Genomic DNA, 17166 nt, shown 5'->3' on the forward strand with positions numbered 1-17166 from the left:
CCAATCATGGCGCGATTCTAACCATACGGACTTTTCGTACAGAACCTCGCTGACGGCGCCCAATGAGACGGGGTGACGGAGGTTAAAAAACCAATACCCCTCAAAAAACGGTGTTCCAGGTGTTCCAGGTGTTCCACTAAAGCTGAAAGCCACGGAGTACGTGGCTTCCAGGCTGGAACACCTTTTTATTTGAGGTGGAACACCGAGTGTTCCAGGGGAAAAAGGTGTTCCACGTTGATGCTGTGTCATTCAGTCCAACAGCAGTTCCTCAACTGTCGGTCTCGCTGGGCCTGTCCTGATTGTATGAGGGCCGACGTAGTCAAACCGGTCCTCCCGGTGAGTGGGAGGTAAGGGAATCCGAATGTCCTGCAAAGAGCCTTGCAGCCCCATGAGATACGCGACCTGCTGGTATCGTTTGGCTACTGCCACCAACTCATTAGCGCTGCTTCTTATTTGTTCCGCTCGTTTGTACAGGATTGCCCTCAAGAGCTCTTTGTGTGAGGTCTCCAGCGCTTGGTTACCTTGTTCAAGTCGTTGGTCGATCTCAGTGACTTCCTGTTCAAGTTTAGCGATAGCGGCAGTTCGAGCCAGGTGCTTGCCACGGCTTCTGTCCGACTCGCTAAGGATTGATTGCAAGGCAGTGTCTGCTTCGGCTTCAGCGGCGGTATCACCAGCAGCAATGGCCGCACTGTAGGCCTTGAGCGCCCTGTCATGCGCCGATGCTTTGGCTTCCTTGTCGAGAGTGGCCTCAGCGACCAAGGCCGTTAATTTGTGGGCTAGCTGCGTCTTGGTCCTCTCCAGTTCTTGGAGCGTTTCATGGTGAGCCGCGTATTTGTTCTGAGCCGCTTTGATTTCAGGGGTTGAAAGCGTGTTTCTTTTAAACATGGGGGTATCTCCATTTACATATGGTGCTGCGAAAGGCTTGCCGGAATGGCAGGCCAAAATGGATAACTAATTTATGCGGCCTCGAAGGAGTGCCCGCTGTCATCCGCCATGAGTGCGGATGAGTTAAAAACGTAGGCACGGGCTTTAGGCATGCCCGGCAGTCTTACCGATTGAGCCGCTTTGCCATCGCTGCCAGGCTCTAAAATGGCGCGGCTCAATAGCTCTTTGTTAACGGCGTTCAGGTTCATGCCTTTGAATACTTCGGAACACCAAGCCTCGGGCAGTACGTAGTAGGTAGTGGTGGTGTGCAACGCATCACCCAGGCCATGCTCCAGCGTTTTGCGAAAGCCCAGCCGGTCAATGGTGCGAGGGCCGTGCTCATCGATCTTGGCGGCGGCGGATTCCCAGCGGGTGAAACGGCTCTCTCCGAAACGCTCGATCACTTGGCGAAGGCGCGCGACGATGGCGTCACTTTCGAAGTTTCCGGCGCCGCCGCGCTCATTTAGCCAGGCATTGAGGCAGACCTTTGCCGCCGTGGTCGCTCCACCCTCAGGCCAGCCAGTTATCCCCAGGGCGGTGGCCAACTCCCCAGCGGCAGCGGCCAATCCAAAACGAGTGGCGGCACGTTGGGCCTGTCCGCTTGCTGATTTAGGTAGTGACGTCGAGACAAACCGCTCAATGGTGTGGCGCAAAATGGTCGACCACCCCAGCGTCTTTCCGGGCTCACACAGGGCCGACAGGAAGGCGGTGTAATACTTGGGCGCGTGTGCTTTTAGAGCCTCTGAAAGCGCAGCGGCGCCGTCAAAGACATTGTGAGCGTGTCGAACATTCCAAGCCTTTTGCTGGCATCGGCAGGCACTGCGAGCACGCGTACTTCCATGCCTGCTTTAAGATCCTTGCTTGCCTCTGCCATGTGCTGCGCCAACGTCTTTTCCCCGGTCGAGAGAAACAACAAACGCCATTCCTGTTACGTTACGACCGGCCTGGCCTCGATCATTGGCGCGTGCTTTACCACTGCCATTACCCAGCATGTAAACCGTTTCGCCAATGATGCGCGGATCGCACATCCCAATTTCATCGAGAACCAATAAGCCGTCTGAGTGCGCGGCGGCGATGGACTTCAGGGCGTTGTCAGCAGTGGAATACACGGAGGGAAGAGAGGTGAACAGCCAGAAACAAGAAAGCCCGCACAGGGCGGGCTTCTTGGGGTGTTTCGTAGACTGTCTGAGACAGCCTGAGACTGCTATATGGTGCACCCGGCGGGATTCGAACCCACGACCCCTGCCTTCGGAGGGCAGTACTCTATCCAGCTGAGCTACGGATGCTTGTGCGGGCGACATCATACCCATGTCGACCATGGGCGTCCATGCTGGTCTTTGGTCCTTAAACGGTAGGAATTTGCCTGACGAAGGCCCTGCTCCGCGTAACTCGGATCAATGCACGCCAATCTGCCTCGGCTACGCTGATCCGAAAGATTCGGCAAATGCGCCGTTTTCGTTCTTTTTTTCGAACAGACTATTGCCCTGTACCCCCATTGATCCTAGGATTCGTTTGAGATTTCAAACGCTCTGTCTCCCGTGCGCATTCAACTTCCTCGCGTGCTGGGGCTGATTTCCCTGACGGCAGCCCACAAGGCGCCTTTCAACAACTCTAATTCGCTCCGCGTGCGCGCGGTGCTGTTAAGGAAAGCCGACATGCAGCTCAAAGATACCCAGTTGTTTCGCCAGCAAGCCTTTATCGATGGCGCTTGGGTCGATGCGGACAATGGTCAAACCATCAAGGTCAACAACCCTGCCACGGGCGAGATTCTCGGCACCGTGCCAAAGATGGGCGCCGCGGAAACCCGCCGTGCCATCGAAGCCGCCGACAAGGCCCTGCCGGCCTGGCGTGCACTGACCGCCAAGGAGCGCGCCAACAAGCTGCGCCGTTGGTTCGAACTGCTGATCGAAAACCAGGACGACCTCGGTCGCCTGATGACCCTCGAACAAGGCAAGCCGCTGGCCGAAGCCAAGGGCGAAATCGTCTACGCCGCGTCCTTTATCGAGTGGTTCGCTGAAGAAGCCAAGCGCATCTACGGTGACGTGATCCCCGGCCACCAGCCCGACAAGCGCCTGATCGTGATCAAGCAGCCAATCGGCGTGACCGCTGCCATCACTCCGTGGAACTTCCCGGCTGCCATGATCACCCGTAAAGCCGGCCCGGCCCTGGCCGCCGGTTGCACCATGGTGATCAAGCCTGCGTCGCAAACTCCGTTCTCGGCTCTGGCCCTGGTTGAGCTGGCGCACCGTGCTGGCATCCCGAAAGGTGTGTTGAGCGTGGTTACCGGCAGCGCTGGCGACATCGGCGGCGAGCTGACCAGCAACCCGATCGTGCGTAAATTGTCCTTCACCGGCTCGACCGAAATCGGTCGCCAGCTGATGGCCGAATGCGCCAAGGACATCAAGAAAGTCTCCCTGGAACTGGGCGGCAACGCGCCGTTCATTGTGTTCGACGACGCGGACCTGGATAAGGCCGTGGAAGGCGCGATCATCTCCAAGTACCGCAACAACGGCCAGACCTGCGTTTGCGCCAACCGCCTGTATATCCAGGATTCGGTGTACGACGCGTTCGCCGAAAAACTCAAAGTGGCCGTGGCCAAGCTCAAGATCGGCAACGGTCTGGAAGACGGCACCACCACGGGCCCGCTGATCGACGAAAAAGCCGTGGCCAAGGTTCAGGAGCACATCGCTGATGCCCTGAGCAAAGGCGCCAAGCTGCTGGCCGGTGGCAAGGTGATGGAAGGCAACTTCTTCGAGCCGACCATCCTGGTCGACGTGCCGAAAAACGCCGCCGTCGCCAAGGAAGAAACCTTCGGCCCACTGGCGCCGCTGTTCCGTTTCAAAGACGAAGCCGAAGTGATCGCGATGTCCAACGACACCGAGTTCGGCCTGGCGTCCTACTTCTACGCCCGCGACCTGGGCCGCGTGTTCCGTGTGGCTGAAGCGCTGGAATACGGCATGGTCGGCGTCAACACCGGGTTGATCTCCAACGAAGTGGCGCCATTCGGCGGCATCAAGGCCTCGGGCCTGGGCCGTGAAGGCTCCAAGTACGGGATCGAGGATTACCTGGAAATCAAATACCTCTGCCTGGGCATCTAAGCCTCGGTTTGGCATGGCTGTAAACGCAAAGGGCACGAGAGCGCTGACCCTTTGCGTGTTTCACATGGTTATTCGTAGTGACCGGGAACGCTGTGGCAGTCGATCATCGCATGCTGCCGCAGTTGCCTCCCCGCCACGTATTCCTTGAACCACGCCACCCGATGAGTGGCGAATGAGGACTTTATGAGCAAGACCAACGCATCCCTGATGAAACGCCGCGAAGCTGCTGTACCACGCGGTGTTGGCCAGATTCACCCGATTTTTGCCGAATCCGCAAAAAACGCCACCGTGACCGACGTTGAAGGTCGCGAGTTCATCGACTTCGCCGGCGGTATCGCCGTGCTGAACACCGGCCACGTGCACCCGAAAATCATCGCCGCCGTGACCGAGCAACTGAACAAGCTGACCCACACTTGCTTCCAGGTATTGGCCTACGAGCCGTACGTAGAAGTGTGCGAAAAGATCAACGCCAAGGTGCCAGGTGATTTCGTCAAGAAAACCCTGCTGGTCACCACCGGTTCCGAAGCTGTCGAAAACGCCGTGAAAATCGCCCGTGCCGCCACTGGCCGTGCTGGCGTGATCGCCTTCACCGGCGCTTACCACGGCCGCACCATGATGACCCTGGGTCTCACCGGTAAAGTCGTGCCTTACTCGGCCGGCATGGGCCTGATGCCTGGCGGCGTGTTCCGCGCGCTGTACCCGAACGAGCTGCACGGCGTGAGCGACGACGATTCCATCGCCAGCATCGAACGCATCTTCAAGAACGATGCCGAGCCGCGTGATATCGCTGCCATCATCATCGAGCCGGTACAGGGCGAAGGCGGTTTCTACGTCGCGCCTAAATCGTTCATGAAGCGCCTGCGCGAGTTGTGCGACAAGCACGGCATCCTGCTGATCGCCGACGAAGTGCAAACCGGTGCCGGCCGTACCGGTACCTTCTTTGCCATGGAACAGATGGGTGTTGCCGCCGACCTGACCACCTTCGCCAAATCCATCGCCGGTGGCTTTCCGCTGGCCGGTGTGTGCGGCAAGGCTGAATACATGGACGCCATCGCGCCAGGTGGCCTGGGCGGCACCTACGCCGGTAGCCCGATTGCCTGCGCCGCTGCGCTGGCGGTGATGGAGGTGTTCGAAGAAGAGCACCTGCTGGACCGCTGCAAGGCAGTGGGCGAGCGTCTGGTGACCGGCCTCAAGGCTATCCAGGCCAAGTACCCGGTGATCGGCGAAGTCCGTGCCCTGGGCGCGATGATCGCCGTCGAGCTGTTCGAAGACGGCGACAGCCACAAGCCGAACGCCGCTGCCGTTGCCTCCGTGGTGGCGAAGGCGCGTGACAAGGGCCTGATCCTGCTGTCCTGCGGCACCTACGGCAACGTGTTGCGCGTACTGGTCCCGCTGACCTCGCCGGACGAGCAACTGGACAAAGGCTTGGCAATCATCGAAGAGTGCTTCTCCGAGCTGTAAGCCCGGCGCCTTCCTCGATGTAAAAAACCCGCCTCGGCGGGTTTTTTTATGACGGCCACTTCTGAACCCCTGTGGGAGGCATTCAGCCAGCGATGACGCGGTTCTTGCCCTGGCGTTTTGCCTCGTACATGGCGGCATCGGCGCGGGCGAACAGGCTGTCCAGGGTCGAGTCTTCCTCGGTCAGGCTGGCCAGGCCCTGGCTGATGGTGACGCTGAACGCCTGGCCTTCGAAGCTGAAACTCAGCGCCTGGATCTCTTTGCCCAGGCGCTCGGCCACTTGCAAGGCCATCTCAGGCGCGCAACCGGGCAGTACGGCGGCGAACTCTTCGCCACCAATGCGTCCGAACAGGTCGCCTCGGCGCAGTACCCCACGCCCGCTCTCGGCAATACGCCGCAGCACCTGGTCGCCCTCAAGGTGGCCATAGGTGTCATTGACGTCCTTGAAATCATCAATGTCCAGCAACAGGAAGGCCAATTGCGCGCCTTGGGCACAGGCGGTGTCGAAGGCCTGGTTGGCGCATTCGAAGAAGTGCCGCCGGTTGCTGCTCTGGGTCAGCACGTCGGTGGTGGCGAGGCGGTGCAGTTCCAGTTCCAGCTGCTTCTTTTCGGTGATGTCTTCGGCCATGCCGACCACGATCACCGGCTCGCCGGGTTCGACCTGCTGGTTGATGTAGCACTTGTCACTCAGCCAACGGATCTGCCCGTCGGCGGTGATGATGCGGTACTCGCGGTCTTCTACGGCGCCTTGTTCCAGCACACGGGAAAGGCTGTGTTCGGCGTAGTCGAGGTCTTCCGGGTGAATGCTGTTGCGCCATTCCCGATGATCGGCGAGCAGCAAACCGGCGGAACGGCCGAATATTCGCTCGTAGGCCGGGCTCACATAGAGCACGCGCCGGGTCTCCCAATCGATGGCCCAAAGCACGGCATTCACGCTGACCAACAGCGAGCTGAGCAGTTGTTCGCGTTCGCTCAGCCGTTCGACTTCGCCCTGGGCATGCACCAGCGCCAGCAGGGTTGCAGCCGCAGCCGGACGTGGAGGGTCAGCGGTTGGGGTGTCGTTAACTAAGGGCTTTTCGAGAACCATCGGCACAACTCTCTCTGGGCGCGCCGCAGGATGGAGCAGCGGTCACAACAAGGGGCCACCATGATGGCGAAGTGTTCATTGAGAGAGGGTAAATGCGATGAAGTTCCATGAACGGTGCCGATTGGCGGTGCCCGGATAATGACGCCAAAAAGAGGGTGCGTGGGAGAGCAAGCCCTCCCACGGCACTGTCAGACCGCCGCAGGACGCAGCGAATAGGTCTTCAATTGGTGGGCAAAATCCCGCAGGGACTGGATGCCGCTCGCTTCGGCCTCGTGCACCCATTCCTTGATGGCCGCGAGCATATCGTGGCCGTTGGTGCTGGTCTTGAGCCAGATCTGCTGCAGCGCCAGGCGCTTTTCGTAGATCACTTTCAAGGCCTGGCTGTGCTCCAACATGCTTTGGATACGCAGGTGATGGCGGTCATCCAGCAGGCTGGTTTCCCGCGACAGCAGACGCTTGGCCCGGTGGAACTGGTGACGCACCGAATGATCGACCTTTTCCAGTTCCTGCTTGACCAGCGGGCCGATCACCAATTTGCGGTACTGGGCCATGATCTGGAAGCGGTTGTTGAGGATCGCCATGGCGGTGTCCATGTCCAGACTGCCTTTGCCCTCGACGCGATGGGCAATCGGCGCCACGCGCTGGACTTTGGCCAGGCGCAGGAAGCTGAACAGTTTGATCCACGCCCAACCCAGGTCGAACTCCCACTTCTTCACCGACAGCTTGGCCGAGTTGGGGTAGGTGTGGTGGTTGTTATGCAGTTCTTCGCCACCGACGATGATGCCCCACGGCACCAGGTTGGTCGCCGCATCACGGCATTCGAAGTTGCGATAGCCCACCGCATGGCCCAAGCCGTTGATCACGCCGGCGGCCCAGAACGGAATCCACATCATCTGGATCGCCCAGATGGTGATGCCGATGGTGCCGAACAGCAGCAGGTCGATCACGCCCATGATCGCCACGCCCAGCAGCGGGTACGGGGTGTAGATCTTGCGTTCGATCCAGTCGTCCGGGCAGTTCTTGCCGTAGATGCGCAGGGTCTCGGGGTTTTCGGCCTCGGTGCGGTACAGCTCGGCGCCTTTGCGCAGCACGGTGGACAGGCCTTTGATGACCGGGCTGTGCGGGTCATCGACGGTTTCGCACTTGGCGTGGTGCTTGCGGTGGATGGCGGTCCACTCGCGGGTGTTCTGCGCCGTGGTCAGCCACAGCCAGAAGCGGAAGAAGTGTTTCAGGCCGGCATTGAGCTCCAGGGAGCGATGGGCTGAATAGCGGTGCAGATAAACCGTGACCCCAACGATGGTCACGTGGGTCATCAACAGAGTGACTGCAACCAGTTGCCAGGCTGACAGGTCAAGAAAACCGTTGTACCACATAGGCTGTATGGCCCTCTGATAAAGAAAAAAACAGCACCCGCATTATCACTGGCTTTAAGGATAAAACCAGTCACCGTTTCAGATAAGACTTACAAGGTGTTTCCTATTCTATAATCCCGACGCGTTGTAGGGCGATTCTGGTTTTTTAGTAAGGACTACTGGCCATATGCTGTTTTCATACCGAGGGGCCCTGCGTGTGGGGCTGGTATACCTGCTGGTTTCCATCGCATGGCTCCAGTTCAGCCATTACGTATTGATCAACTTTCTCGATGAACCGTGGGAGTTGGGGCGATGGCTGCAGGTGCGCGGTTATGTGTGGGTAGCCCTGAGCACCTTGGCCATTTACCTGTTGTGCGCACGCTTCGCCCGGACCCACCAGTTGCAGCAACCCCTCAAGGAAAACCGCGAGCGCCTGCGCCAGGCGGCGGCCGTCTTCGACTGCACCCGCGAAGGCGTACTGGTCAGCGACGCCAACGGCCTGATCGTGCACGTGAACCGGGCATTCATAGAGATCACCGGCTACCAGCGTGAAGACGTCATGGGCCAGCAGCCCAGCCTGCTGAAGTCCGGTCGCCATTCGTCGAGTTTTTACCAGCAGATGTTCCAGACCCTGGAACACACCGGTGAATGGAGCGGAGAAATCTGGAACCGACGCAAAAGCGGCGAGATTTACCCACAGTGGCAAACCATCCGGGTGATTCACGATGACCAGGGCCACGTCAGCCATTACGTCGCGGTGTTTTCCGACATCAGCGCCATCAAGGATTCCGAGCACGAGTTGGCGCACCTGGCGCACCACGATCCGCTGACCGACCTGCCCAACCGTCTGCTGTTTACCGACCGCGCCGAGCAGGCGCTGGCCTCGGCACAGCTGCACAAACGCGGGTGCGCCCTGCTGTTGCTGGACCTGGATCACTTCAAGATCATCAATGACAGCCTTGGCCATAACGTTGGTGACCAGTTGCTCAAGCTGGTGGGCGAGCGACTCAAGACGCTGTTCGGCCCCGGCGTGACCCTGGCGCGCCTGGGCGGCGATGAGTTCGCGGTGCTCGCGGAAAGTTGTTCACAGGTGGTGCAGGCAGCGGCGTTGGCGCAGCGCATGCTGGACGTGATGAAACAGCCGTTCACCTTTGACGGCAATCAACTGTTTATCAGCGCCAGCATCGGCATCAGCCTGTTTCCCAATGACGCCCTCAGCGCAGAGCAACTGCTGCGCAACGCCGACTCCGCGTTGTTCAAAGCCAAAAGCGCGGGCCGCGAAGGCTACGCCTTGTACACCGAAGAACTCACCGCCCACGCGCAGAACCGCGTGGAAATCGCCAGCGAACTGCGCCGCGCCCTCGACCAGCAGGAGTTGCGCGTCTACTACCAGCCTGTGCACGACCTGCATAGCAGCCGCCTGGTCGGCGTCGAAGCGCTGGTGCGCTGGCAGCATCCGGAACGCGGCCTGGTGCCGCCGGGCGAATTCATCCCCATCGCTGAACGCACCGGCTTGATTGCCGATATCGACGCCTGGGTAATGGAGCAGGCCTGTCGCCAGATGTGCCAATGGCTGGCCGACGGCGTGGCGCTGAGTTTTATCGCGATCAACGTGTCCAGCCGCCTGTTTGCCCGGCGTGAACTGTACGAGCAAGTCGCCCAGGTGCTGCACGATACCGGCCTTGATCCGGCTTTCCTGGAGCTGGAAGTCACCGAAAGTGCAGTGATGGATGACCCTGAGGTGGCCCTGGAACAACTGCACCGCCTGCGCGAACTGGGCCTGCGCCTGGCTATTGATGACTTCGGCACCGGCTATTCCTCCCTGCTGCGCCTCAAGCGCCTGCCGGTGCAGAAACTCAAGATCGACCAGGGTTTTGTCGCCGGGTTGCCGTGGGATGAAGACGACGCCGCGATTGTGCGCGTGGTTATCGCGTTGGCGAAAAGCATGGGCATGCAGGTGCACGCCGAGGGCATCGAGCAGGTGGAGCAGGCGCAGTTTTTGTTGGAGCAGGGCTGTGACCTGGGGCAGGGCTATTGGTTTGGGCGGCCGATGCCGGCGAATAAAATTGACTGGGCGTGCGCCCCCACTATCCAGCCTTGAAATGCATTCAAAATGTGGGAGGGGGCTTGCCCCCGATAGCGGTGCCCCAGTCACAGAGTTGTTGGCTGAAAGATCGCCATCGGGGGCAAGCCCCCTCCCACATTTGGCTATGTGCACGGCTTAATCCCTTCGCAACCTCGTGCCCCAGCAGAAAATTCTTTCTGGTTATATAAACATTCTTAAATAGTATTTTTAAGAATATCCGCGCTTATCTACTATCGCCCTACGCCGCAAGCAGTGCCGCCACTGCGAGGCACTATTCATTTCAGGAGCGAGACCATGAGCGCATCTCTACGTAGCGTCGACGGCCAGGACGAAGCAGCCATTTTGCGTGAGATCCAGAGCGCCCTACGCGATCTGCGGTTTGGCGCGGTGGAAATCACTGTGCATAACGCCCAAGTGGTACAGATCGAACGCAAGGAAAAATTCCGTCTGCAGAATCCGGGTAACAAACCGAGCTGAGCAACCACGGCGATAGACCCCGTCACTATAAGAAAAAGCCAACACCCAAGAATTCTAGGAGCTTCTATGTCGTCGATTCGCCGTTACGCCCTGGCCGCCCTGGCCAGCGCCGTATTTGCAGGTTCCGCTGTTGCCAAGGACTACGAGTTGCTCAACGTCTCGTACGACCCTACCCGTGAGCTGTACCAGGATTACAACGCTGAGTTCACCAACTTCTGGAAGCAGTCCCACCCAGGCGACACCGTCAAGATCCAGCAATCCCACGGTGGCTCGGGCAAGCAGGGCCGCGCTGTGATCGACGGCCTGCGCGCCGACGTAGTGACCCTGGCCCTGGCCGGCGACATCGACGAAATCGCAAAACTGGGCAAGACCCTGCCGGAAAACTGGCAGACCCGCCTGCCGGATGCGAGCACCCCGTATACCTCGACCATCGTGTTCCTGGTGCGCAAGGGCAACCCTAAAGGCATCAAGGACTGGGGCGACCTGATCAAGAAAGACGTTTCGGTGATCACGCCAAACCCGAAAACCTCCGGCGGTGCGCGCTGGAACTTCCTCGCCGCCTGGGCCTACGGCCTCAAATCCGGTGGCAGCGAAGCCAAGGCCCAGGAATACGTGAAAGAGTTGTTCAAACACGTGCCGATCCTCGACACCGGTGCACGCGGTTCGACCATCACCTTCGTCAACAACGGTCAGGGTGACGTGTTGCTGGCCTGGGAAAACGAAGCCTTCCTGGCGCTGAAAGAAGACGGCGGTGCCGACAAGTTCGACATCGTCGTACCGTCCCTGTCGATCCTCGCGGAGCCGCCAGTGGCCGTGGTCGACAAGAATGCCGAGAAAAAGGGCAACACCGAGATCGCTACCGAATACTTGAAACACCTGTACAGCCCGGCTGGCCAGGAGATTGCGGCCAAGAACTTCTACCGCCCACGCGATGCAAAAGTGGCCGCCAAATACGCCCAGCAGTTCCCGAAACTGGACCTGGTGACTATCGACAAAGACTTCGGTGGCTGGAAAACTGCCCAACCGAAATTCTTTAACGACGGTGGCGTGTTCGACCAGATCTACACGGCGCAGTAAGCCGAGAAATACACACCCACCGAGCCCGCATTCACCTGCGGGTTTTGTGTGTCAGTTCCGCTAACCAAGGACTCTTATGTCGCGTCGTATTTCCCCCGTCATACCCGGCTTCGGGCTGACGCTGGGCTACACCGTGGTGTACCTCAGCCTGATCGTACTGATCCCCCTCGCGGCGATGTTTGTCCACGCCGCTCAACTTACCTGGGATCAGTTCTGGGCCATCATCTCCGCACCGCGTGTGTTGGCGGCGTTGAAGTTGAGCTTCAGAACCGCGCTCTACGCCGCGCTGATCAACGGCGTCATCGGCACGCTGCTGGCCTGGGTGCTGGTGCGCTATACCTTCCCCGGCCGCAAGATCATCGATGCGATGATCGACCTGCCGTTCGCCCTGCCCACCGCCGTGGCCGGTATTGCGCTGACCGCGCTGTACACGCCGACCGGCCTGGTCGGCCAGTTCGCCGCTGACCTGGGCTTCAAGATCGCCTACTCGCCGCTGGGTATCACCCTGGCGCTGACCTTCGTGACCCTGCCGTTCGTGGTGCGCACGGTGCAGCCGGTACTCGCCGACATCCCCCGGGAAATCGAAGAAGCCGCCGCCTGCCTGGGCGCCAAGCCGTTGCAGGTGTTCCGTTACATCCTCGTCCCCGCGCTGCTGCCCGCCTGGCTCACCGGCTTTGCCCTGGCGTTTGCCCGTGGCGTCGGTGAGTACGGTTCGGTGATTTTCATCGCCGGCAACATGCCGATGAAAACCGAGATCCTGCCGCTGCTGATCATGGTCAAGCTTGACCAGTACGACTACCGCGGCGCCACGTCCATTGGCGTGTTGATGCTGGTGGTTTCCTTTGTCCTGCTGCTGCTGATCAACTTGTTGCAGCGGCGCATCGAACGTCCATAAGGAGGCGCGGAACATGTCCCAATCGTCTATTTCCGCCGCGTCCTCGGCCAACGCCGCCCGGCGTGGCAGTGCGGTGTCGCGACGCATCCTGATCGGCCTTGGCTGGCTGGTGTTTTTCCTGTTCCTGTTGCTGCCGCTGTTTATCGTGGTATCCCAGGGCCTGAAGAACGGCCTGGGTACGTTCTTTAGCGCAATCCTGGAGCCCGACGCGTTGTCCGCGTTGAAACTCACGGTGATCGCCGTATTGATCTCGGTGCCGCTCAACCTGGTGTTCGGCGTCAGCGCCGCCTGGTGCGTGAGCAAGTACTCGTTCCGTGGCAAAAGCATCCTGGTGACGCTGATCGACTTGCCGTTCTCGGTGTCGCCGGTGATCGCGGGCCTGGTGTACGTGTTGATGTTCGGCGCCCAGGGCTTCTTCGGCCCATGGTTGCAGGAGCACGACATCCAGATCGTGTTCGCCCTGCCGGGCATCGTGCTGGCGACCATCTTTGTCACCGTGCCGTTCGTGGCCCGTGAGCTGATCCCGCTGATGCAGGAGCAGGGCACCCAGGAAGAAGAGGCCGCACGCCTGCTTGGGGCCAATGGCTGGCAGATGTTCTGGCATGTCACTGTGCCGAACATCAAATGGGGCCTGATCTACGGCGTGGTGCTGTGTACTGCACGGGCCATGGGTGAGTTCGGCGCGGTGTCGGTGGTGTCCGGCCACATTCGCGGCGTAACCAACACCCTGCCGCTGCATGTCGAGATCCTCTACAACGAATACAACCACGTTGCCGCGTTTGCGGTGGCCAGCCTGTTGCTGATCCTGGCGCTCTTCATCCTGCTGCTCAAGCAGTGGAGCGAGAACCGTATCAACCGCCTGCGCAAAAGCGCCGGTGAGGAATAAGTCATGTCGATCGAAGTCCGTAATGTCAGCAAGAACTTCAACGCCTTCAAGGCCCTGAACAGCATCAATCTGGACATCCAGAGTGGCGAGCTGGTGGCGTTGCTGGGCCCGTCCGGCTGCGGCAAGACCACCTTGCTGCGCATCATCGCCGGCCTGGAAACCCCGGATGACGGCAGCATCGTGTTCCACGGTGAAGACGTCTCCGGCCACGACGTGCGTGATCGCAACGTCGGGTTTGTGTTCCAGCACTACGCGTTGTTCCGCCACATGACCGTGTTCGACAACGTCGCGTTCGGCCTGCGCATGAAGCCCAAGAACCAGCGCCCGAACGAAACCCAGATCGCGGCCAAGGTTCACGAACTGCTGAACATGGTGCAACTCGACTGGCTGTCTGATCGTTACCCGGAACAGCTCTCCGGTGGTCAGCGCCAACGTATCGCTCTGGCCCGCGCCCTGGCGGTCGAGCCCAAAGTGCTGCTGCTGGACGAACCCTTCGGCGCCCTCGACGCCAAGGTGCGTAAAGAACTGCGCCGCTGGCTGGCGCGCCTGCACGAAGACATCAACCTGACGTCGGTGTTCGTGACCCACGACCAGGAAGAGGCCATGGAAGTCGCCGACCGTATCGTGGTGATGAACAAGGGCGTGATCGAGCAGATCGGCTCACCGGGTGACGTCTACGAAAACCCGGCCAGCGATTTTGTGTACCACTTCCTCGGTGACTCCAACCGCCTGCACCTGGGGGAAGACAAGCACGTACTGTTCCGCCCTCACGAAGTGTCGCTGTCGCGCCATGAGCTGGAAGACCACCATGCGGCCGAAGTGCGTGATATTCGCCCGCTGGGTGCGACCACGCGGGTGACGCTGAAGGTCGAAGGCCAGCCCGAGCTGATCGAGGCCGAAGTGGTCAAGGACCACGACAGCCTGACCGGTCTGGTGCGTGGCGAGACCCTCTTTTTCAAACCCAAGGTATGGCAAAAAGCCTGATAACCCCGCATACCCAATGTGAAAATGGGAGCCAATGTGGGGAGGGGGCTTGCCCCCTCCCACATTTAGACCTCGCTTGGCTTTAGATCGCGGCGCGCCACCGGGCCCGAGCGTTTCTCAATGTTCGCCTTCAGGTCCTGCCTCAACCCCAGCAAAAACGCCATTTCCGCCACCACAAACAACGGCCCCACGATCAACCCCGACACATCATCCACAAACGCGGGCTTCTTGCCTTCGTAGTAGTGCCCGACAAACTGAATCACCCAGCCCACCACAAACATGCCGACTCCGCTGCTCAGCCACACCCACGTGCTCTGCGCCGCCAGCACATGTCCGGCCCATACCGACAAACCCATCAACACCGTCATCAGCACGCCCAAGGCCAGTTCGAGGCGCAGGTAAAACCATGCCGAACACAACGCCACGATCACCGCCGGTGAAATCCACAGCCCCTCAATCGTCCATTCGGGACGCGACAGCAGCACGGCCACCGCCACCACAATCAGCGGGATACCAATGAAGTGGCTGGCGATATTGCGTGGGTCGCGGTGGTAGGCGGCGTATTGGCTGAGGTGGTCGACGAGGCTTTTCATTGTTGTTCCTCCTGTAGGATGTTTGATCATGCCCTGTCAGCCAGCGCCTGACTGTCAGCTGGGCGACAATCTTCGGAGTTCTCATGGACGCAGAGAAATGGCACGCCCGCCTGGCCAGCGGCCACTGGTTCAGCCAACTGCCGGTAGCGCTACAGCGTAGTCTGCTGGCAGCGGCGCGGCTGCGCATGCTTACGGCGGGACAGTGCCTGTTCAAGCGCGGCGACCCGCCTTGTGGCCTGTACGCGGTGCTCGAAGGCGCGGTGCGCATCAGCGCGGTGAATGCCCAAGGCAAGGAAGCGGTGTTGAGCCTGGTGGAAACGCCTTACTGGTTCGGCGAAATCTGTCTGTTCGATAATCTGCCGCGCACCCACGATGCCCTGGCAATGGGGCCATGCACGTTGTTGCAGGTGCCGCAGGCGGCGATGCTCGGCATTCTCGAAGACCATCCGGCGTATTGGCGCGACGTGGCCCTGTTGATGAGCCACAAACTGCGCTTGTCGTTGATCAACATCGAACAGATGAGCCTGATGCCCGCGTCCGCGCGCCTGGCCCATCGGTTGCTGATGATCGCCGAGGGCTACGGCGAAATAGACCAGGCGCGCCGCACATTGCAGCTGCCCCAGGAGGACTTGGCGGCGATGCTGGGCCTGTCGCGCCAGACCACCAACAGTCTGCTCAAGGCGCTGGAGCAGCAGGGCATCATCGGCCTGGGTTATGGCGCGATTGAGATCCTCGATCTCAAAGGCCTGCAGCAGGCTGCGGGCCTATGAACCGCGATACGTCGAGAAACCGTAAGGGCTGAGCAGCAGCGGGATGTGGTAATGCTGGTCGGCCTGTTTGACCTGGAAGATCACCGGCACTTCAGGGAAAAACGTCTCGCGGTTGGCCTTTTTGTAGTAGTCGCCGGTCTTGAACACCACGCGGTACTCACCCGGCGTAATGCTGCGGTTGGCGGGGAACAGTTCGGCGATGCGCCCCTGCTGGTTGGTGACGCCTTCGGACAGTGACTGCCATTTATCGCCCACCTGCTGCTCCAGGGTGACGCTGACGCCGGCAGACGGCAGGCCGTTTTCCAGGTTGAGCACGTGCACGCTCAGGGGGTTGCCGTCGGCCAGGGCCAGTGTGCACAGGCTGCTGAGGCTGAGGGCGGCGAGGGTCATGCGGAGGGTTTTCATCAAGCGATCCTTTAGAGGGGAATCAGAGGGAAGTTTTCAGGCCCAGTTGCCCGGCGGCCTGTACGGCACAGGCTTCGTCCTGCGCGGCGCCGCCGGCACCGGCGATGCCCAGCGCGCCGACCAGTTCAGACTCGGCAAACAGCGGCACGCCGCCGCCGAGCAACAGCAACTCGGGCAAGCTGTTAAGGTTGGCGGCCTCGGGATTGTTGCGCGCACGCTCGGCAAACAGCCGCGTCGGGGTTTTGGTTGATAGCGCGGTGTACGCCTTGCGCTGGCTGGCGAGGCTGTTGTGCGGGCCGACGCCGTCGGCGCGCAGGCTCAGCAGCAGGTTGCCGCCACGGTCCAGTACCGTCAGCGCGGCGCTGCAGTGGGCAAGGCTGGCGTCGGCCAGTTGGCGCGCTGTGTGCAAGTCGAGGTCGGCATGGCGTGGCAACTGCGGTGCAGCCAGCGCGCCGGTACAGATGGCAAGGCTCAGGAACAAGGCATGGCGGGACATAAAGACGACTCCGGAAAACAGGCCGCCACCCTAGCCAGTCAACGGGGTCAGAAACCGCACAATTTGATGACAGGTTTGTAATCAAACCCAGAGGTAAGGCATGCAGGTGTTGTTAGTGGAAGACCAGCCGCAACTGGCGCAGCTCATGGCCCAAGGCCTGGGCGAGGCCGGTTTCGCCGTGGAAGTCGCGGCCAATGGCATGGCGGCGCAGCGCTTTGTGGAAAGCACCGAGTACGATCTGGTGATTCTCGACGTGATGCTGCCAGGGCTGAATGCCTGGAAATTGCAGCAGGCGATTCGGCACAAGGGCGATACGCCGGTGTTGTTCCTGACCACGCCGGGCGGTATCGAAGATCGCCTGCGTGGGTTGGAATTGCATGAGGATGACTACCTGCTCAAGCCGTTTGAAGCCAAGGCGTTGGTGGCGCGGGTGAGGAAGTTGTTGCGGCGCGATCGTGGGCGCTGACTGATCCGGAACTTGCAGTGCCTGGACCATTGCTATCGGGGGCAAGCCCCCCCCACCCGTTGAAATGCGTTCCCCTGTGGGAGGGGGCTTGCCCCCGATGAGGCCATGACCC

General features: G+C 60.3%; 16 protein-coding genes, 1 tRNA gene and 1 pseudogene. 10 read left to right on the forward strand and 8 right to left on the reverse strand.

All coding sequences use genetic code 11. The features are described from left to right. Positions 1–249: 249 nt before the first annotated feature. From NDJ82_RS19055 to NDJ82_RS19065, 3 genes and pseudogenes are all read right to left on the reverse strand, one after another. Complete coding sequence (locus NDJ82_RS19055) at positions 250–885, reverse strand: hypothetical protein (protein ID WP_250926086.1); 636 nt, start codon at positions 883–885, stop codon at positions 250–252. A gap of 71 nt (positions 886–956) precedes the next feature. Further along, positions 957–2030: pseudogene (locus NDJ82_RS19060) on the reverse strand (DUF927 domain-containing protein); the annotation flags it as partial. Between the two features lie 103 nt (positions 2031–2133). Then, positions 2134–2210 (reverse strand) — tRNA-Arg (locus NDJ82_RS19065). 369 nt (positions 2211–2579) lie between these two features. On the opposite strand from NDJ82_RS19065, the gene gabD reads away from it, so the two are divergent. Together gabD and gabT are read left to right on the forward strand one after the other, a co-directional pair. Continuing rightward, the gene (gene gabD / locus NDJ82_RS19070; RefSeq protein ID WP_095186318.1) at positions 2580–4022 is read left to right on the forward strand and encodes an NADP-dependent succinate-semialdehyde dehydrogenase; all 1443 of its coding nucleotides are present in this window, start codon (positions 2580–2582) and stop codon (positions 4020–4022) included. A 183-nt stretch (positions 4023–4205) separates the two neighbouring features. Next, a complete protein-coding gene (gene gabT / locus NDJ82_RS19075; RefSeq protein ID WP_032884867.1) occupies positions 4206–5483 on the forward strand; it encodes a 4-aminobutyrate--2-oxoglutarate transaminase in 1278 nt (425 codons plus the stop codon). 82 nt (positions 5484–5565) lie between these two features. On the opposite strand, the gene NDJ82_RS19080 is transcribed toward gabT, so the two are convergent. Both NDJ82_RS19080 and desA read right to left on the reverse strand, forming a co-directional pair. Then, positions 5566–6567 (reverse strand): sensor domain-containing diguanylate cyclase, encoded by a 1002-nt coding sequence (locus tag NDJ82_RS19080; RefSeq protein WP_099584355.1) that lies wholly within the window; start codon positions 6565–6567, stop codon positions 5566–5568. Positions 6568–6755: 188 nt separating this feature from the next. Then, positions 6756–7940, reverse strand: coding sequence for a delta-9 fatty acid desaturase DesA (gene desA / locus NDJ82_RS19085; RefSeq protein WP_099584356.1), 1185 nt, complete (start codon positions 7938–7940; stop codon positions 6756–6758). A 166-nt stretch (positions 7941–8106) separates the two neighbouring features. Here desA and dibA point away from each other — a divergent pair, with 166 nt between their 5' ends. The 6 genes from dibA (at position 8107) to NDJ82_RS19115 (ending at position 14324) form a co-directional block, all read left to right on the forward strand. Then, positions 8107–10020 carry a phosphodiesterase DibA gene (gene dibA / locus NDJ82_RS19090; RefSeq protein WP_112192915.1) on the forward strand — a complete coding sequence of 638 codons (1914 nt, stop codon included), beginning with the start codon at positions 8107–8109 and terminating at the stop codon, positions 10018–10020. A 279-nt stretch (positions 10021–10299) separates the two neighbouring features. After that, on the forward strand, positions 10300–10482 hold the full coding sequence (gene oscA / locus NDJ82_RS19095) for a sulfur starvation response protein OscA (protein WP_003170956.1): 183 nt from the start codon (positions 10300–10302) through the stop codon (positions 10480–10482). A gap of 66 nt (positions 10483–10548) precedes the next feature. Further along, positions 10549–11559, forward strand: a complete 1011-nt coding sequence (locus NDJ82_RS19100; RefSeq protein WP_027607869.1) for a sulfate ABC transporter substrate-binding protein — start codon at positions 10549–10551, stop codon at positions 11557–11559. 76 nt (positions 11560–11635) lie between these two features. Continuing rightward, on the forward strand, positions 11636–12454 hold the full coding sequence (cysT, locus tag NDJ82_RS19105; RefSeq protein WP_250926087.1) for a sulfate ABC transporter permease subunit CysT: 819 nt from the start codon (positions 11636–11638) through the stop codon (positions 12452–12454). Between the two features lie 13 nt (positions 12455–12467). Further along, positions 12468–13340, forward strand: coding sequence for a sulfate ABC transporter permease subunit CysW (gene cysW, locus NDJ82_RS19110; protein WP_099584358.1), 873 nt, complete (start codon positions 12468–12470; stop codon positions 13338–13340). A gap of 3 nt (positions 13341–13343) precedes the next feature. Next, the gene (locus NDJ82_RS19115) at positions 13344–14324 is read left to right on the forward strand and encodes a sulfate/molybdate ABC transporter ATP-binding protein (protein WP_099584359.1); all 981 of its coding nucleotides are present in this window, start codon (positions 13344–13346) and stop codon (positions 14322–14324) included. A gap of 65 nt (positions 14325–14389) precedes the next feature. Here NDJ82_RS19115 and NDJ82_RS19120 read toward each other — a convergent pair whose 3' ends face one another. Then, the gene (locus NDJ82_RS19120; protein ID WP_250926088.1) at positions 14390–14917 is read right to left on the reverse strand and encodes an Mpo1 family 2-hydroxy fatty acid dioxygenase; all 528 of its coding nucleotides are present in this window, start codon (positions 14915–14917) and stop codon (positions 14390–14392) included. An 83-nt stretch (positions 14918–15000) separates the two neighbouring features. On the opposite strand from NDJ82_RS19120, the gene NDJ82_RS19125 reads away from it, so the two are divergent. Continuing rightward, the gene (locus NDJ82_RS19125) at positions 15001–15687 is read left to right on the forward strand and encodes a Crp/Fnr family transcriptional regulator (RefSeq protein ID WP_099584361.1); all 687 of its coding nucleotides are present in this window, start codon (positions 15001–15003) and stop codon (positions 15685–15687) included. Here NDJ82_RS19125 and uraH read toward each other — a convergent pair. Further along, positions 15682–16092: a hydroxyisourate hydrolase gene (uraH, locus tag NDJ82_RS19130; protein ID WP_250926089.1), complete on the reverse strand. Its 411-nt coding sequence runs from the start codon at positions 16090–16092 to the stop codon at positions 15682–15684. The genes NDJ82_RS19125 and uraH overlap by 6 nt on opposite strands. 22 nt (positions 16093–16114) lie before the next feature. Next, positions 16115–16588, reverse strand: coding sequence for a GlcG/HbpS family heme-binding protein (locus NDJ82_RS19135; RefSeq protein ID WP_112192919.1), 474 nt, complete (start codon positions 16586–16588; stop codon positions 16115–16117). A gap of 100 nt (positions 16589–16688) precedes the next feature. Between NDJ82_RS19135 and NDJ82_RS19140 the strand changes: the two genes are divergently transcribed. Beyond that, a complete protein-coding gene (locus NDJ82_RS19140) occupies positions 16689–17054 on the forward strand; it encodes a response regulator transcription factor (RefSeq protein WP_122307453.1) in 366 nt (121 codons plus the stop codon). The last annotated feature ends 112 nt before the right edge of the window (positions 17055–17166 follow it).

Origin of the sequence: Pseudomonas sp. SR18, assembly GCF_023701505.1 — a bacterium.
In the GTDB taxonomy this organism is placed as follows: domain Bacteria; phylum Pseudomonadota; class Gammaproteobacteria; order Pseudomonadales; family Pseudomonadaceae; genus Aquipseudomonas; species Aquipseudomonas cyclaminis.

What these genes read in the sequence shown, in the direction of transcription:
- NDJ82_RS19055 (WP_250926086.1), bottom strand. Translation starts at nt 885, where the DNA reads ATGTTTAAAAGAAACACGCTTTCAACCCCTGAAATCAAAGCGGCTCAG.
- gabD (WP_095186318.1), top strand. Translation starts at nt 2,580, where the DNA reads ATGCAGCTCAAAGATACCCAGTTGTTTCGCCAGCAAGCCTTTATCGAT.
- gabT (WP_032884867.1), top strand. Translation starts at nt 4,206, where the DNA reads ATGAGCAAGACCAACGCATCCCTGATGAAACGCCGCGAAGCTGCTGTA.
- NDJ82_RS19080 (WP_099584355.1), bottom strand. Translation starts at nt 6,567, where the DNA reads ATGGTTCTCGAAAAGCCCTTAGTTAACGACACCCCAACCGCTGACCCT.
- desA (WP_099584356.1), bottom strand. Translation starts at nt 7,940, where the DNA reads ATGTGGTACAACGGTTTTCTTGACCTGTCAGCCTGGCAACTGGTTGCA.
- dibA (WP_112192915.1), top strand. Translation starts at nt 8,107, where the DNA reads ATGCTGTTTTCATACCGAGGGGCCCTGCGTGTGGGGCTGGTATACCTG.
- oscA (WP_003170956.1), top strand. Translation starts at nt 10,300, where the DNA reads ATGAGCGCATCTCTACGTAGCGTCGACGGCCAGGACGAAGCAGCCATT.
- NDJ82_RS19100 (WP_027607869.1), top strand. Translation starts at nt 10,549, where the DNA reads ATGTCGTCGATTCGCCGTTACGCCCTGGCCGCCCTGGCCAGCGCCGTA.
- cysT (WP_250926087.1), top strand. Translation starts at nt 11,636, where the DNA reads ATGTCGCGTCGTATTTCCCCCGTCATACCCGGCTTCGGGCTGACGCTG.
- cysW (WP_099584358.1), top strand. Translation starts at nt 12,468, where the DNA reads ATGTCCCAATCGTCTATTTCCGCCGCGTCCTCGGCCAACGCCGCCCGG.
- NDJ82_RS19115 (WP_099584359.1), top strand. Translation starts at nt 13,344, where the DNA reads ATGTCGATCGAAGTCCGTAATGTCAGCAAGAACTTCAACGCCTTCAAG.
- NDJ82_RS19120 (WP_250926088.1), bottom strand. Translation starts at nt 14,917, where the DNA reads ATGAAAAGCCTCGTCGACCACCTCAGCCAATACGCCGCCTACCACCGC.
- NDJ82_RS19125 (WP_099584361.1), top strand. Translation starts at nt 15,001, where the DNA reads ATGGACGCAGAGAAATGGCACGCCCGCCTGGCCAGCGGCCACTGGTTC.
- uraH (WP_250926089.1), bottom strand. Translation starts at nt 16,092, where the DNA reads ATGAAAACCCTCCGCATGACCCTCGCCGCCCTCAGCCTCAGCAGCCTG.
- NDJ82_RS19135 (WP_112192919.1), bottom strand. Translation starts at nt 16,588, where the DNA reads ATGTCCCGCCATGCCTTGTTCCTGAGCCTTGCCATCTGTACCGGCGCG.
- NDJ82_RS19140 (WP_122307453.1), top strand. Translation starts at nt 16,689, where the DNA reads ATGCAGGTGTTGTTAGTGGAAGACCAGCCGCAACTGGCGCAGCTCATG.